Origin of the sequence: Acetobacterium carbinolicum (assembly GCF_047456275.1) — a bacterium.
Lineage (GTDB): Bacteria > Bacillota > Clostridia > Eubacteriales > Eubacteriaceae > Acetobacterium > Acetobacterium carbinolicum.
The window spans coordinates 3,112,518-3,127,691 of sequence record NZ_CP173357.1 but is presented as its reverse complement, the minus strand read 5'-3'; the positions used below and the strand labels follow the sequence as shown (position 1 = coordinate 3,127,691).

Sequence of the window (15,174 nt, the reverse complement as noted above, 5' to 3'; positions counted from 1 at the left end):
TTAATAAAAATTGAATAGTGATAAGCAGGCGTCGGTTGAAATCAATAAATGCGAAACAGATCTGAAAAAGATCAATGAGTTTGCCGTCAATCAGCAGATGATTCACGGCGAACCGGACAGCCTATATCTGTAGAAATAACCGCTTGAACAGCCAGTGAATGGTCTTGAAGCCTTTCTTAATATTATTGAAGACTGATTAGCACTCGGAAAGATAGGGTAATAATAAAACAGTTGCAGGAAAGGTAGGAATCACGATGAAATATCAAAAAAAGGATCCGCATACCATATTAAAACACTGTCACCGGATCAATATGTGGTGACCCAGAAAAAAGCCACTGAATCGCCGTTTCAAAATGAGTACTATAACGAATATCGAAAGGGGCTTTATGTGATTATCAGCACTGGGGAGCCGCTTTATTATGGAAACGTATGTTTTGAATAGTTTCGATTAGTATTAAAGAAGCCTACCTTTTAGCGCTAGCATTACCTTGAGTCTCTTGGCATAAACCGACTAACTATGCTACGATATTTAAGTTGCTTTAAAAATTCAGGAGGAATACATGAACTTTTCGGAAATAGTTACAGCGATCAACAATTTAGTTTGGGGACCTGTTATGCTAATGCTTTTAGTAGGAACAGGAATCTTTTTAACCATTCGGTTAAAGTTTTTGCCATGGCGTAACCTTGGTTATGCTTTGAAATCAATTTTTGTAAAAACCGAGAAAACGAAGAAGAAAAAACGTGGGGATATTTCCCCTTTTCAATCGTTAATGACATCTTTGGCCGCCACCATCGGTACAGGAAATATCGTCGGTGTGGCAACGGCCATGGTACTGGGAGGTCCTGGTGCCCTGGTATGGATGTGGATCAGTGCCCTGTTTGGTCTTTCCACCAAATATGGTGAAAGTGTACTGGCCATAAAATATCGGGAAACCAACGAACAGGGCGAAATGTCCGGAGGGCCCATGTATGCCATGAAAAATGGCATTAAAATTAAATGGCTGGGATCCACAATGGCCGTTTTATTTTCAGTCTTTGCAGTGGCCGCTTCTTTTGGTATCGGCAACATGACCCAGGCCAACTCCATCTCAAATGCGGTTTATGGAACCTTTGGGGTGCCAACCTGGATTACCGGACTCATCATTACAGGTCTGGCGATCACTGTGCTTCTTGGCGGGATTAAAAGTATCGGAAAGGTTTGCGGCATAATTGTACCGTTTATGGCTGTTTTGTATTTTATCGCCGCATTAACCGTCATTATCATTAATTATGAAAATGTCCCAGCCGGCATAGCTGAAATCTTTACGATGGCTTTTTCTCCCACTGCCATTGCCGGTGGTGTCGGTGGAACGATTATTGCCAGTATGTTAACCGCGATGCGTTGGGGCGTTGCCCGGGGGGTTTTTTCCAATGAGGCGGGCCTGGGCTCCGCACCCATCGCCGCAGCGGCTGCAGTAACCGACTATCCTTCACGACAGGGCTATATCAATATGACCGGCACCTTTTTTGATACCCTGGTAACCTGCAGTATTACCGGCATAGTCATTGCCTCTTCCGGTGCATTAGGCAGTGTGGATGCCTCTGGAAATTTGGTAACCGGTGTGAATCTCACTATTATGGCATTTCAATCTGCATTAGGACCTGCCGGAGGATGGATTATAACCATTGGTATTATGCTATTTGCTTTTTCAACTATTTTGGGTTGGGAATATTATGGCGAAAAATCCCTGGAATATCTTATCAGAGCGCCCATAGCAACTAAGATCTATCGATTTGTTTACTGTCTGGTTACCTTTATCGGTTCAACCATTGCTTTGGAAATCGTCTGGGATATCTCGGATACCATGAACGGCCTCATGGCCATTCCAAATCTCATTTGCCTGTTGCTTTTGAGTAATGTTATTGCCAAAGAGTGCTTTGATTATCAAGATCGCATCATCACACCAGCAAGACTGGCACGCAAAGCTTTGAAAAATAAATAAACTAAAGTAAAGAAAACGGGTGTTGGTCTGACTGATGATTTAAAAACCATTGATACCATCGATTCAGAAGCCATCGTGCTGGTGGATCCTGATGAAACCGATGTGACTTCCATCGCCGGTCTGTCATTAGTCGAGCTGGGTTTAAGAACGGAACTTTTCAAGTTATAAAAAATCCGACAAAAAAATCCGTGACAAAATTACTATTTTTTGATATAGTACAAGAGACTTAAAAAAAGAATAAGAATTTAATAAGATAAACAGGTGTCGGCTGTAATCCATGTATTATAAGCCGGTGAAAAGGGAAGAGGGGTGAAAATCCCCCGCGGTCCCGCCGCTGTAAGAGAAGAGTTCCTCCAGGAATGCCACCACTTAGTTGGGAAGGCAGGAGGTAATGCTGACGCTCAAGCCAGAAGACCTGCCTGTTTGTGTATCTCAAACTCTACGAGAGATGGAGGAGGTTTATTTTTGTACGCATTTTTGCGACCTCATTGTCTTGTTTAGAGATAATGAGGTTTTTTGGTGCAAAAAAGTAAGAAATAGGATGGAGAATTAATGTCAAAAGTACTCGTAATAGCCGGGACAACCGACGCAAAGACAGTGATTGAAAGACTACTAGAAAAAAAACAGGATACGGCAGTGACGGTTACTTCGCGATTGGGAGCTGGTATGTTGGATGAGTTTAATAATCTGGATATTTATCAGGGTAAACTGAACAAAGATTACATTACCCAGTTGATTAGAAAGCTTAAACCGGCCTGTTTAATTGACGCCTCCAATCCATTTTCAACAGAAATAACAAGAAACGCCATCAATGTCTGCAAATTCGAAGCCCTGCCCTATCTTCGTTATGAACGGGAGCGGATCAGATATGAGGATGACCCGGACATTACCATCGTTAAGAACTACGGAGAAGCCTGTGATGTTCTGGAAAACTGCGAAGGCAATATTTTACTTACGCTTGGGAGTAATAAGATTGAAACATTCAAAAGGATTCCCGACTTCTCGAAAAGGATTTATCTGCGCGTGCTTCCAGACTGGAAAGTTTTAAGTAAATGCGAAAGTCTGGGATTTAACCCCAGAAATATCATTGCCATTAAGGGCCCCTATAATGAAGCGTTAAATATTGAATTATTTAAATATTGTAAGGCGTCGGTCCTGGTAACCAAGGAAAGTGGCAACATGGGTGGCGTAGTGGACAAAATCAAAGCCGCTAAAAAACTGGGGATGAAAATTATTCTGGTCGACCGGATTGAAGAAAACTGCAGCAATAAATTCTCTTCAATTGAAGAGTTGATGAAAGGTGTGGGAAAAATTTGCCATGGTCAGTTGAATCAGTAAGCGTCAAGACAAGCAAACAATAGAAGGGTAGGCTTCATGTGGAAAAAAGTTTAGATAAATGGATCAGTGTTGTAAAAACCGGTGAAAAACCGGAGCATGAAACAATGCATCATCAGAAGCGACACCATCATCAAATTGGACATAAACATGGCGAAGGATCGGCCATTGATTTTTATGCCTATGCCTCAAAAATAAGACAGTGGAACCCGACCTTTAAAGTGGTTTTTTCCTTTACCACCCTGCTTCTTTGCATTGGGCTAAATAATCCCTTTGTGTCTCTGGCCGTAATCGCCAGCATGGCCTATTTGACGGTGTTAAAAGGCGGACTGCCGCTGGGAGCGTATATTTCGGTACTGATGATACCGATTACCTTTATTCTTCTGGGAACCATTGCCATTGGGGTTGATTTTTCAAGCCAGCCGATCGGGCAGTTTAATCTTTTTCTTGGTTTTGGCTATCTCTTTACCTCAGTTGCCAAGCTCCAGGAAATGGCCTTTCTGATGCTGAAAGTCTTTGGTGCCATTAGCGCCATGATTATGATGACCTTGTCCACACCTTCTTCAGAAATCATCGGGGTGCTCCGAAAGGCCCATGTGCCCAAGCTGATTATTGAGCTAATGAACCTGATTTATCGGTATATTTTTATTATGCTGGATGTTTTTAATAACATACGAAATTCTGCCGATTCCCGCCAGGGCTATAGTGATTTTAAGACTGCCTGCTATACCTTTGGCAGTGTCGCCAGCAATATGCTGGTGGTTTCACTTAAAAAGGCCAATGCTTATTATACCGCCATGGAAGCCAGAGGCTATGACGGCGATTTGGTTTTTCTGGAAGAAGAAAAGAAGCTTCAGGTGAGTCACCTGATAATTGGGGCTGCCTTCATGATTTTTCTGATTCTGCTTGGGATTTTTACGCACTAGAAAGGATTGATGGCATTAATTATGAGTGAACCAATACTAAAGGTCAGCGAGCTTTATTACAGTTATGGAAACGGAAACCCGGCGCTGGATGGGGTCAGTGTGAATATTTTTAAGGGCGAAAAGATTGCGGTGATCGGATCGAACGGGTCTGGTAAGTCGACCTTTTTTCTTAATGCCAATGGGGTACTTAAAGCCGATCACGGCGAAATCAGCTATCAGGGCACAATTATTAATAAAAAGAATATAAAAGATTTGCGCAAGAATATCGGGATTGTTTTTCAGGACGCCGACAATCAGATCATTGCCTCCACCGTCATGGCCGAGGTTGGTTTTGGCCCGATGAATTTAAAACTGCCTCGAGAAGAGGTAATCAGCCGGGTCGATGAGGCCCTAACCTACATGAACATCCTCGATTTTAAAGATCGTCCGCCTCATTATTTAAGTGGCGGCGAAAAAAAGCGGGTGACGATTGCTGATATTATCGCGATGAAATCAGAGGTCATTATCTTTGATGAACCAACCGCGGCCCTGGATCCCCTCAATGCCCAGATGTTAGAAGAGGTGCTACTAAAGCTCGGAGAAGAAGGCAAAACGATGCTGATCTCCACGCACGATGTGGATTTTGCCTATCGTTGGGCAGAGCGGGCGATAGTTTTTGATCAGGGAAAAATTATTGCTGATGGAACGCCATTGGAGATTTTTAAAAACGCGAGAATCCTGGAGCAGGCAAATCTGAAACGGCCAGCCATGCTCGATGTTTATGAGATGCTGGTTGAAAACAAAATGATAAAGGACGAAAGCAACTATCCAACCACTCCCCAGGCGCTTAAAGTTTTATTACAAAAAAATATTCGGTAAAGAGTCATTTAGGTAGATGGTTACGATAGCAGTAATTGCGCAATCGATTTTAAGTTAAGTTGGCTTTGTGAGAGTTCAAAATTGAGCGCTCAAGAATTTTCGCAAACCCTTATAATATATAGATAAAAACTAGAGGAGGAACTATGAACACAAGTTTAACAACAAGAGAGAAGCGATTTATTGCGGCTGCGGCTGCGATCGCCCTGGTATTTGGGTTTACCCCGGTGGCCAGTGCGATGCACATTATGGAAGGTTACCTGCCAGTCGGTTTTAGTGTGGCCTGGGGCGTGATCTGTATTCCATTTTTAATTAAGGGTTACATGTCGATAAAAAAAACACTCAAAGAAAATCCTAAAACCATCACCTTACTGGCTATGGCTGGAGCCTATGTTTTTGTGTTATCATCTTTAAAAATTCCATCCGTAACCGGCAGTTGTTCTCATATGACCGGGACCGGGCTGGGCGCGATTCTGTTTGGACCAGCGGCAGTCAGTATTTTAGGCGTCATTGTCCTATTGTTTCAAGCTATTTTGCTGGCACATGGTGGGCTGACGACTCTGGGCGCGAATACCTTTTCAATGGCGATTGCCGGCCCCTTTGTAACCTTCGGAATTTTTATACTTTGTAAAAAAATAAAAATTAATAAGCATGTCGGTGTTTTTCTGGCAGCGGCAATTGGCGATTTGTTTACCTATTGTGTTACCGCATTCCAGTTGGCGATGGCCTATCCTTCCGAAAGTGGTGGCGTTGCCGCTTCGATGGTTAAATTTTTAGCCGTCTTTGCACCGACTCAGGTTCCCTTGGCTATCATCGAAGGAATTTTAACCGTGGTTATTATAATCGGGCTGGAAACCTATGCACAACCAGAACTTAATGATCTGGGATATCTTACCGGAGGTGTAAAATAATGACAGCGACAAAAAAAACAGTCATTGGTCTTTTAGTGTTGGCAGTAATCATTGCTCTGGTCCCCCTGTTTATCTTGCAGGATGCCGAGTTTGGGGGCTCTGATGATGCGGGCAGTGGGGTTGTGTCTGAGATTACCGGAACAGAGTATGAACCCTGGTTTACCCCAATTTTTGAAACGGCGATAAACGGTGAAATACCCGGTGAAGTGGAAAGTTTGTTTTTCTGTCTTCAAACCGGAATCGGGGTCGGGATTATTGCCTTCTTAATGGGGCGATTTGTGGAGCGAAAGAAAAAAGAAGACGAGCCAAAAAAAACAGACTCAAAAAAAGCTAAGAAATAAGACGGGTTTAAAAGGACTAAGTTTAAAAATTGAATAATTAAAAACAGGTGTCGGTTGCAATCCATTGTATTGCAGGCCGATTAAAAGGGAAGAGAGGTGAAAATCCTCCGCGGTCCCGCCGCTGTAAAAGAAGAGTTCCTCCAGGAATGCCACTGTAGAAATATGGGAAGGTAGGAGGGTATGTTGACGCTTGAGCCAGAAGACCTGCCTGTTTATGCAAAACTCTGCGAGAGACAGAAAAAAGGTTTTATTTGCGTACCGTTTTACGGGCTCATTGTCTCAATTTGAGATAATGAGCCTTTTTTTATACTTGGGAAAATTACAAAATAGTCAGATCAACATTTCTGATTAAAGGACAAAGCAAAACTGTCAGAGCAATTAATATTGCGAGCTAGCAGGGGAAATTGCGAAAATATTGGTTAGCATCGATAGTATTAATTTAGAAATATAAATGGAGGTTTCATAATGAAGAAAAAAGCAACGAAAATTATGAATCAGAGGTGGTAATGGAAAGTATAAAAAACAGAAAAGCACGACAAATCAGCATCCTGGTCTTGATTCTTGGGGCCATTGTGGTGATTTCGCTATACAGCATCAGTGTGGGGTCCATCAATATCAGTATTCCGGATATTCTATCTATTTTGTCGGGAAAAGCAGTGGCAGATGATACCTATGGCCCGATTATTATGAATATTCGCCTACCCAGAACCCTGGCTACGATCATGGGGGGAGCCTGTCTGGCACTTTCCGGTTTGTTGCTGCAGATATTTTTTAAAAATCCAATCGTCGAGTCTTATATTTTAGGGGTCTCATCCGGGGCAACCTTGTTCGTGGGGCTGGTACTATTAGGTGGATTCTCATTCGGATTGAAGTCCCTGCCCCCGATGGGTTTGTTTGCCGGTGCTTTTCTGGGTGCCATGCTGGTGATGGTGGTGGTGGTTTTTGCCGCTCAAAAAGTAAAGAACATCACAACCCTTTTAATCATCGGGATGATGGCCGGGTTTATTTGCAATGCCTTTACCAGTATCCTGACCGCTTTTGCCGACAAAGAACAGCTGCATGGCTTTGTGATGTGGTCGATGGGCAGTTTTTCGGGATTCTCCTGGCCACAGGTCCAGTTTTTATATGGCATCGGTTTACCGATGATTATTCTGGCTTTTGTTTTGAGTAAACCATTAAATGCCATGCTCTTTGGTGAGAATTATGCGATTTCCATGGGGCTCAGCATGAAAAAATTCCGGGTGATTGTGATTCTGATTGCCAGTGTCTTGACGGCAACGATCACCGCCTTTGCTGGGCCAATTTCCTTTGTCGGCCTGGCCGTTCCCCATATGGTGCGAATCACTCTAGGGACGTCAGATAATCGCATTCTGATACCGGGGGTCATTTTCGCTGGGGCCTTGATGACCGGGGTTTGTGATCTTATTGCACGGATGATTCTTTCCCCCATTGAACTGCCCTTGGGGGTTATTACGGCCTTAATCGGTGCGCCGATTGTTGTTTACTTACTCGTCCATAAAACGAAAGGAAATGAGCTATGAAACCAGTAATCTTCACTGAAAATCTGAATGTTGGTTATGATAAAAAGGTAGTTGTTGAACAAGTGGATATTTGTGCCCAAAAAGGAGAACTGATCTGTTTGTTGGGTCCCAATGGGTCTGGAAAATCTACGATTTTGCGGACCTTAACGGGATTGCAACCACCGGTAAATGGGCGAGTTGAAATTAATGGAAGGGATATAGCGACCATCAAAAAAGCAGAACTGGCTAAAAAAATGGCGATCGTGCTGACTGAACAGGTCTCGTTGGGACTGTTGACTGTTTTTGAAATTGCTTCAATGGGTCGATATCCCCATACCAATTTTATGGGAAGACTATCAGCAGAAGACGAAAAGATTGTTAATGAGGCGCTTGATCTGGTTGATGCTGGATATCTGAAAAACCGCTATTATTTCGAACTTAGCGATGGTGAAAAACAAAAGGTCATGATTGCCCGGGCGTTGGTTCAGGAACCCGAGCTGATTGTTCTGGATGAACCTACCAGTCATCTGGATGTTCGGCACAAGGTGGAAGTCATCAGTATTTTAAGAAAACTCTGTCTGGAAAAAGGCATCACCGTGGTGCTATCCCTCCATGACATTGATATTGCTATTAAAGGCTGTCAGAAGATTTTACTGATTGAAAAGGGTAAGGTTAAAGCTCAGGGAACGCCAGAAGAGATTATCAAAACTGGTACAATTCAGAGTCTTTACTCAATTGAAGGGGCTAATTATAATGAGTTGTTAGGGTGCCTCGAATTTTGTTCACCGGTATTACCGGAAGTGTTTATTACCGGCGGAAATGGCACTGGAACCGGCGTTTATCGGGCCGTATCCCGAGCTGGTTTTGGCATGTGCTGCGGGGTACTGCATAGCAATGACATTGACTTGCATGTGGCAAAGGCCCTCAATTGCGATGTTGTTGAAGAAGACTCGTTTAGTCGGATTACCGAAAAACATTACGAAGATGCAGCAGCTAAAATGGCAAAAATGCACTATGTTATTGACACCGGCTTTCCGGTGGGAAAAACGAATGAGCATAATCTGGATTTAATCATTGATGCCATCAAAATGGGAAAAGTAGTTTTTAGCTTAACTGATCAAAGCGAATTAAAAGGACGGTTTGGTGATTGGGCCGAAAAAATAAAATGCTGTAAAAATCCGGCCGAGATTTTGCAGATCATCCCGCCACAAACAGGAAGTGGGTGCTGAGATGATGTTGGGGGTAACAGCTACCGGAGATCCTATTCATCGCTATCATCGGTGTCTGGTGGTGCCTTTTTCGGGACCACGAAAGGTTATCAGTACCGCCATGGAGCATGGTGGTTATCAGGAAAATCTAACGGCGATATTTAATCAGGATGTCAACCCCGGGCCGGGTCGGTTGTGCGAACACATGGAACCCGGTCAGCAGGAAAAAATGCAGTCCTTTATCCGGGAGGAGTTGGGGTTGGCTCCGGACACGGTAGCACGGATGGCTACAATTGTGTCCATGGAAAGTGCGGCCATTAAAAGCGAAACCTATGACATCCTGACCGTGACGGCTATTACCACCGCTAGTCTGGAAGTCAATGGCGGGCGGATTGGTGAGAAAGCTACCAGCTATGAAAAAAACGGCGAGTATATTAATTTAAGACCGGGAACCATTAATAGTATGGTCTTTGTCAGTGGCAATATGACACAAGGCTGTATGGCCCGAGCCATGGTGACAGCAACCGAGGCCAAAACAGCCGCTTGTCAGGAATTGATGGCCAGCAGCCTTTACTCAACCGGTATCGCCACCGGATCAGGAACGGATAACCTGATGATTATTTGCGATAGCGAGTCGACTAACCGACTGACCTATGCTGGAAAGCATGGCAAGCTGGGAGAACTGATTGGTCGGTTGGTGCGGGATACTGTCAAAGAATCCCTCAATCAGCATATGGCCTTAAACCCGGTTACCCAGCATCGGTTATTTGCGCGAATGAAACGCTATGGCGTTACCGAGGGAACCTTTTTTAAAAAATTCAATGAACTCAGTCATAAAGGTCAACGCGATTTTCCCAAATGGATCGATCGTCTCCATCGGTTGGATCAGGAGGATGAGCTGGTAACCATGACTTCCCTCTATGTTCATCTGATGGATCAGCTGGGCTGGGGGTTGTTGTCTGGATCGGAAGCTATCAATGGCGGGGTAATAATTCTTAAGCAGATTGCCAAAGATCAATCAATTAATCTTGACTTATCAACAAAACAACATGAGTCCGCTGAAGCGGTGATTCAAAAAATGGTAAATTCTTTTGTGACGACCCTTTCAGAAATGGTCATGGTAAATGAAATAAAAACAAACTCAGAAGGAGAAAAGAAGAGTAATGAAAAGACAGTTTAAACAGTTAGCGGTGATTGCGGTCACTGCGGTAATGGTAGTATCAGGGTTAGTAGGATTAACAGGGTGTCAGTCTGCTGACAAGAGCTATAAAAGCGAGGATGGCAATACCATCAAATTGCAGTATGCCAAAAATTTTAACATCGAATATCTTGATAATAATAATAAGATAGTCACCGATGGTGAAGGAAAACAAATGTTACTGCTGCAAAAAGGTCAGGAAGCTCCAGAGGAATACAAGGATCTACCATCGATTACCATTCCGATTGATCAGTCAGTTTATACCAGTACCACCCAGGTTGGCTTTTTACGAGCCTTTGATGACGAAACGCTGTTTGACAGCATTGTTGGGGTGCGTTTAAAAGCCGAAGAGTGGGATTTCGATGCGATGAAAAATCGCATGCTAGAAGGTAAAATCAAAGATATTGGCTCTAATTCTGCCACCAGCAGCAGTTATGATTATGAGGTGATCCAATCCCTGAAGCCGAAGATTGTTTTTACTATAACTGGCATGGGTAGTGAACAGCAGAAGCTGATGGAGATGCTATCCCAGAATAACATTCCTTATCTCTATGATTCATCAAGTACCGAAACCGATTATCGGGGCACCATGGAATGGCTTAAATACTACTCTGCTTTTTATAATCTGGAAAAAGAAGCCGCTGAATACTATGATGAAGCGATGGTTCGTATTGACGAAATGAAAGCCAAGGTAGAAAATGAAGAAAAACCAAAGGTTGCCTGGGCCATTGTCTCTTCTGGGAAAATTTATGTTCAGAATGCCGGATCAAAAGCGGCGCAAATGGTTCGTGATGCTGGCGGTGAATACCTTTTTGATGACATTGGGGTTGGCAAAGATGGGGTTATCGTTATAACCCCGGAAGAGTTCTACAGCCGGGTTTCAAAGGCTGATTATTATATTAACTCCGGGATGCCAAAATATGGGCCGGATATTAAATCGATCACCGATCAGGTGCCGGTAGCGGCGGATCTTCCGATTTACAGCAGTGGCAACGTATGGCAGATTACCGATAGTTTTTGGTCGACTTATCATACCATTGATGAAAAATATCTGGAGCTGGCGGCCATTTTCCACTCTGACCTCTATCCGGATGCGGAATTCAGTCATTTCAGACAAATGCCTGCCGTCGCCAAATAAGGTGAAAAAATGTTAAATTTAGTCATTATTATGACCAGTATGGAGCCTTTCCTGACTTTCAGGGAGGCTCTGGTCAATTTAGATAAACACTATCCCGGTAAGTTTAGGGTGGCGTTGTTTAATACAACGGAGCTAGAAAATAGTGAAGTCTATGCCCAATGTGTTGAGGTAACAGAAAAAGCTGATTTCATTTTTATGAACATTCATGGTTCATTATCCTTTTTCAAACCTTTTTATGCTTATTTTAATCAGTTTAATAAGCAGAAACCTTTTTTTATTAACACTACTATAGAAGAAGAGGTCGGTGAGGTTTTTCCGGATTGCAGCATTATGCCGGAGGACTTCAAGACGATTTATAAATATTTCAAGTCGACCAGCGTAAAAAATTTTAAAAACCTGATCAAGTGGATCGGCAATCAGTTTGCCGGTGGAGAATATCCCCTTGATCCACCGGTGCTGCCAAAATGGAGTGGGATCTATGATCCAGATCGCGATAGCTCCGATGAGACCGCTTATTTAACTGAGCTTCGCAGCAATGGTCAATTTACCATTGGTATTATCATCAACGTATTGCTGGTTCAGAAGGATAATCTGGCTCATATCGATGCCCTGATTCGTGAGATTAGAAATCAGGGTGTCAATCCCCTATGTATTTATTCCGATATGCTGCCGGATCTGGATCTGGGCTGTGAAGGGATCCGCAATGTGCTGGAACGCTGTATGATTCAGGATGGTCAGGTGATTGTCGATGCCATCATCAATACCACAGCGTTTAGTCTGACGATTCTTTCCGATCCGGGGGATGGCTCAAAGCCCAAAGATACCAGCATTTTCGAATTATTCAAAGTACCGGTTTTGCAATCCATGACCACCCTGCAATCATTGGCGGAGTGGGATGAATCGGTGCGGGGTCTGGACCCCCTTTCACTTAGCTTTTGTGTGTTTCAGCCAGAGTTTGACGGTCAGGTGATTGCCTATCCTTTTGCCACCACCGAAAATGAAGACACTCCCCTTGGTTCGAAACGGGTTTCCAAACCGATTGCTGAACGGGTTAACCGGATTGTTACGCTAGCGCATAATTGGGCCAGATTACGGCATAAAGATAATGCCAAAAAGAAGGTGGCCATCATCCTTCATAATAATCCGCCCCGAAATGATAACATCGGCGGCGCCGCCGGACTGGATACGCCAGTTTCGGTTTATGAGATGATGAATGCGCTGGAGGAGAGTGGAATCTTTACCGCCTATCATTTTGAGGATGGGAAAGAAATTATTGACCGTATTACCAGTGGATTGACGAATGACGGTCGCTGGTCTTCGCCGGAAGCGATGCTTAAAAAAAGTATTGACACAGTTAAGAAAGAACAGTATCAAAAGTGGTTTGATCAGTTTATTCCCCGAATCCAGGAAAATCTGGTCAAATATTGGGACGAACCGGTAGGCGATTTTATGGCGGTGGAGAATCAGTTGCTCGTTCCCGGGATTCTCAATGGTAATGTTTTTATCGGACTGCAGCCCCCCCGAGCCTTTGAAGATAAGGCTGAAGAAATGTACCACAGCACCGATATCCCCTGTCCCCATCAGTACATTGGGGTTTACAATTGGGTTGAAAAAATTTTTGAAGCCGATGTAATTATTCATGTCGGTACCCATGGCACCATCGAATGGTTGCCCGGCAAAGAAGTGGGGCTGTCCAAAAATTGTTATAGCGATATCTGCATTGGTACCATTCCCCATCTCTATTCTTATATTATTAATGCTCCCGGTGAAGGCACCCAGGCCAAGCGACGAACCTACGCCACCCTTTTGGATTATATGGTGCCATCAATGTTTGAAGCCGGAGTTTACGATGAACTCGCTGAGATGGATGAGTTGATGAAACAGTACTATCATATTCAGAGTGCAGATCCTAAAAAGCTGCCAATTATTCAGCAGGAAATCAAGGAATTGGCCATCAGGATGAATCTGCATGACGATATTGGCATTACCGCCCAACAAATGGAAACGGATATTGATGGCTGTATCCATGAATTTCACTCCTGGGTTACCAACGTTCAGGCCTGTGATATTTATGACGGCTTTCACATTTTTGGGATGGTTCCGAAAGGTGATAAATTCAGGAACATGCTGAAAATGCTGGTCAGAAACCGTAATGGCACCATCCCCTCGCTGCGGGATGGGGTCTGTGATTTACTGGGTCTGGATCATGAAGCCTTACTGGCTGAACCGGATAAAGCGACCAGTGATGGAAAATCCTATGGGATTCTATTAGCAGAGGCCGATGAAATTGGTCGTGATATTTTTCTGGAATTGGAAAAGCAAAATTATGAACCCGAGGCTGTTGCACAAATTATCAAACTGTTTGAGTGTAGTGATAAAAACCCCACCAGACGATTGCAGGAAACTCTGGATTATGTCTGTCGCTTTGTGTTGCCACGGGTGATGCGGATTACCGACGAGCTGGATCACTTTATCAATGGAATCCATGGGAAGTTTATCCCGCCGGGACCCTCCGGGGCACCGACTCGAGGAAATGCTGGAATTCTGCCCACGGGTAGAAATTTCTATTCTGTCGATCCTGGTGCGATGCCATCCCGACCTTCCTGGGAAATCGGCCAGGTATTGGGAGATCAGCTGATGGAGCGATATCAGAAGGATGAAGGTAAATATCCGGAGAGCGTCTCGATGCTGGTCTATGCCACTGAATCGATGCGGACCTATGGGGATGATATTTCCGAAACCTTTTATCTGTTGGGTACCCGACCCGTCTGGTTGGGGAACACTGACCGGGTGATTGGGGTTGAAGCGATCCCACTGGAAGAGTTGGGACGACCCAGAATCGATGTGACACTACGGATCACCGGGCTTTTCCGGGATGCCTTTCCCAATCTGATCGAACGGGTGGAAGATGCAGTGAATCTGGTCGCTGCACTGGATGAGCCCGATGAGATGAACTATATCCGCAAGCATGTAAAAGAAGAGGTAGCTGAACTGGTTAGCCAGGGTATTTCCCTGGAACAGGCCGAACGCCAGTCATTGCTGCGGGTGTTTGGTGATCCACCGGGAGCCTATGGTGCCGGTACCAAAAATGTCGTCGAAAGTCAGAAATGGAATGACGTCACCGATCTGGGGACCGTCTACACCACCTGGGGCTGTCATGCCTATGGGAAGGATGTCCATGGTGAAAAAATGCCAGAGGTCTTTACCCGGCGTTTTAGCAAGATCAATGTGGCGGTGAAGAATGAATCGACCCGGGAAGTGGACATGCTTGACAGCGACGATTTTTATAATTATTTTGGCGGCATGGTTGCAGCGATTACGACCCATAGCGGTTCCCAGAAGCCGGCCTACGTGCCCAGCACTTCGGACACCGATCATATCGAAACCCTGAGCCTCCATGAAGAAGCCTCCCGGGTGATGCGAACCCGGGTCAACAATCCCAAATGGATTGAGGGCTTGAAAAATCACGGTTATCGGGGGGCCAAACAAATTTCGGCGATGGTGGATATTACCTTTGGCTGGGATGCCACTACTAACGTCATTGACGACTGGATGTATGATGCCATTGCCAACCGTTACGCCTTCGATAAAGAAACCACCGACTGGATGCGGGAAGTTAATCCCTGGGCTCTCCAGAATGTGGCTGAACGATTATTAGAGGCTAATCAGCGGGGAATGTGGCATGCCTCAAAGGAAAGTGTCGAAAAACTGGAAAAGCTATGCCTGGAAATGGAAGGAAGCCTGGAGTCACTTGGTTAAG

At 44.3% G+C, this 15,174-nt stretch carries 13 protein-coding genes and 2 riboswitches; all 13 genes read left to right on the top strand.

Translation table 11 applies throughout. The annotated features are described in order from the left end of the window. Positions 1 to 10 precede the first annotated feature (10 nt). The gene (locus tag ACIZ62_RS14610; protein WP_256372197.1) at positions 11 to 133 is read left to right on the top strand and encodes a hypothetical protein; all 123 of its coding nucleotides are present in this window, start codon (positions 11 to 13) and stop codon (positions 131 to 133) included. A gap of 180 nt (positions 134 to 313) precedes the next feature. Continuing rightward, positions 314 to 442, top strand: coding sequence for a peptide-methionine (R)-S-oxide reductase (locus tag ACIZ62_RS14605; protein ID WP_414150472.1), 129 nt, complete (start codon positions 314 to 316; stop codon positions 440 to 442). A 118-nt stretch (positions 443 to 560) separates the two neighbouring features. Next, complete coding sequence (locus ACIZ62_RS14600; protein ID WP_414150471.1) at positions 561 to 1,982, top strand: alanine/glycine:cation symporter family protein; 1,422 nt, start codon at positions 561 to 563, stop codon at positions 1,980 to 1,982. A 242-nt stretch (positions 1,983 to 2,224) separates the two neighbouring features. After that, positions 2,225 to 2,420, top strand: a riboswitch (cobalamin riboswitch). 114 nt (positions 2,421 to 2,534) lie between these two features. Continuing rightward, the gene (gene cobK, locus ACIZ62_RS14595) at positions 2,535 to 3,320 is read left to right on the top strand and encodes a precorrin-6A reductase (RefSeq protein WP_111889229.1); all 786 of its coding nucleotides are present in this window, start codon (positions 2,535 to 2,537) and stop codon (positions 3,318 to 3,320) included. A 104-nt stretch (positions 3,321 to 3,424) separates the two neighbouring features. Further along, entirely contained in the window at positions 3,425 to 4,243 is an 819-nt protein-coding gene (gene cbiQ / locus ACIZ62_RS14590) for a cobalt ECF transporter T component CbiQ (protein ID WP_414151865.1), read from the top strand. 21 nt (positions 4,244 to 4,264) lie between these two features. After that, entirely contained in the window at positions 4,265 to 5,101 is an 837-nt protein-coding gene (locus tag ACIZ62_RS14585; protein WP_111889802.1) for an energy-coupling factor ABC transporter ATP-binding protein, read from the top strand. 143 nt (positions 5,102 to 5,244) lie between these two features. Further along, entirely contained in the window at positions 5,245 to 6,009 is a 765-nt protein-coding gene (locus ACIZ62_RS14580) for an energy-coupling factor ABC transporter permease (RefSeq protein WP_111889230.1), read from the top strand. Then, a complete protein-coding gene (locus tag ACIZ62_RS14575) occupies positions 6,009 to 6,350 on the top strand; it encodes an energy-coupling factor ABC transporter substrate-binding protein (protein ID WP_111889231.1) in 342 nt (113 codons plus the stop codon). The genes ACIZ62_RS14580 and ACIZ62_RS14575 overlap by 1 nt, the downstream gene beginning before the upstream one ends. Positions 6,351 to 6,378: 28 nt before the next feature. Continuing rightward, positions 6,379 to 6,577, top strand: a riboswitch (cobalamin riboswitch). A 279-nt stretch (positions 6,578 to 6,856) separates the two neighbouring features. After that, entirely contained in the window at positions 6,857 to 7,891 is a 1,035-nt protein-coding gene (locus ACIZ62_RS14570) for a FecCD family ABC transporter permease (RefSeq protein ID WP_414150470.1), read from the top strand. Next, positions 7,888 to 9,099 carry an ABC transporter ATP-binding protein gene (locus ACIZ62_RS14565; RefSeq protein ID WP_111889233.1) on the top strand — a complete coding sequence of 404 codons (1,212 nt, stop codon included), beginning with the start codon at positions 7,888 to 7,890 and terminating at the stop codon, positions 9,097 to 9,099. The genes ACIZ62_RS14570 and ACIZ62_RS14565 overlap by 4 nt, the downstream gene beginning before the upstream one ends. Before the next feature lies 1 nt (position 9,100). Next, on the top strand, positions 9,101 to 10,258 hold the full coding sequence (locus ACIZ62_RS14560; protein ID WP_414150469.1) for an adenosylcobinamide amidohydrolase: 1,158 nt from the start codon (positions 9,101 to 9,103) through the stop codon (positions 10,256 to 10,258). Then, entirely contained in the window at positions 10,242 to 11,414 is a 1,173-nt protein-coding gene (locus tag ACIZ62_RS14555; RefSeq protein ID WP_111889235.1) for an ABC transporter substrate-binding protein, read from the top strand. Before ACIZ62_RS14560 ends, ACIZ62_RS14555 begins: the two co-directional genes overlap by 17 nt. Before the next feature lie 9 nt (positions 11,415 to 11,423). After that, complete coding sequence (gene cobN, locus ACIZ62_RS14550; protein WP_414150468.1) at positions 11,424 to 15,173, top strand: cobaltochelatase subunit CobN; 3,750 nt, start codon at positions 11,424 to 11,426, stop codon at positions 15,171 to 15,173. The last annotated feature ends 1 nt before the right edge of the window (position 15,174 follow it).

Bases quoted from the DNA above. Each gene is read 5' to 3' on its own strand.
- ACIZ62_RS14560 (WP_414150469.1), top strand. From the start codon at position 9,101: ATGATGTTGGGGGTAACAGCTACCGGAGATCCTATTCATCGCTATCAT.
- ACIZ62_RS14555 (WP_111889235.1), top strand. From the start codon at position 10,242: ATGAAAAGACAGTTTAAACAGTTAGCGGTGATTGCGGTCACTGCGGTA.
- ACIZ62_RS14565 (WP_111889233.1), top strand. From the start codon at position 7,888: ATGAAACCAGTAATCTTCACTGAAAATCTGAATGTTGGTTATGATAAA.
- cobN (WP_414150468.1), top strand. From the start codon at position 11,424: ATGTTAAATTTAGTCATTATTATGACCAGTATGGAGCCTTTCCTGACT.
- ACIZ62_RS14570 (WP_414150470.1), top strand. From the start codon at position 6,857: ATGGAAAGTATAAAAAACAGAAAAGCACGACAAATCAGCATCCTGGTC.
- ACIZ62_RS14580 (WP_111889230.1), top strand. From the start codon at position 5,245: ATGAACACAAGTTTAACAACAAGAGAGAAGCGATTTATTGCGGCTGCG.
- cbiQ (WP_414151865.1), top strand. From the start codon at position 3,425: ATGCATCATCAGAAGCGACACCATCATCAAATTGGACATAAACATGGC.
- ACIZ62_RS14585 (WP_111889802.1), top strand. From the start codon at position 4,265: ATGAGTGAACCAATACTAAAGGTCAGCGAGCTTTATTACAGTTATGGA.
- ACIZ62_RS14575 (WP_111889231.1), top strand. From the start codon at position 6,009: ATGACAGCGACAAAAAAAACAGTCATTGGTCTTTTAGTGTTGGCAGTA.
- ACIZ62_RS14600 (WP_414150471.1), top strand. From the start codon at position 561: ATGAACTTTTCGGAAATAGTTACAGCGATCAACAATTTAGTTTGGGGA.
- cobK (WP_111889229.1), top strand. From the start codon at position 2,535: ATGTCAAAAGTACTCGTAATAGCCGGGACAACCGACGCAAAGACAGTG.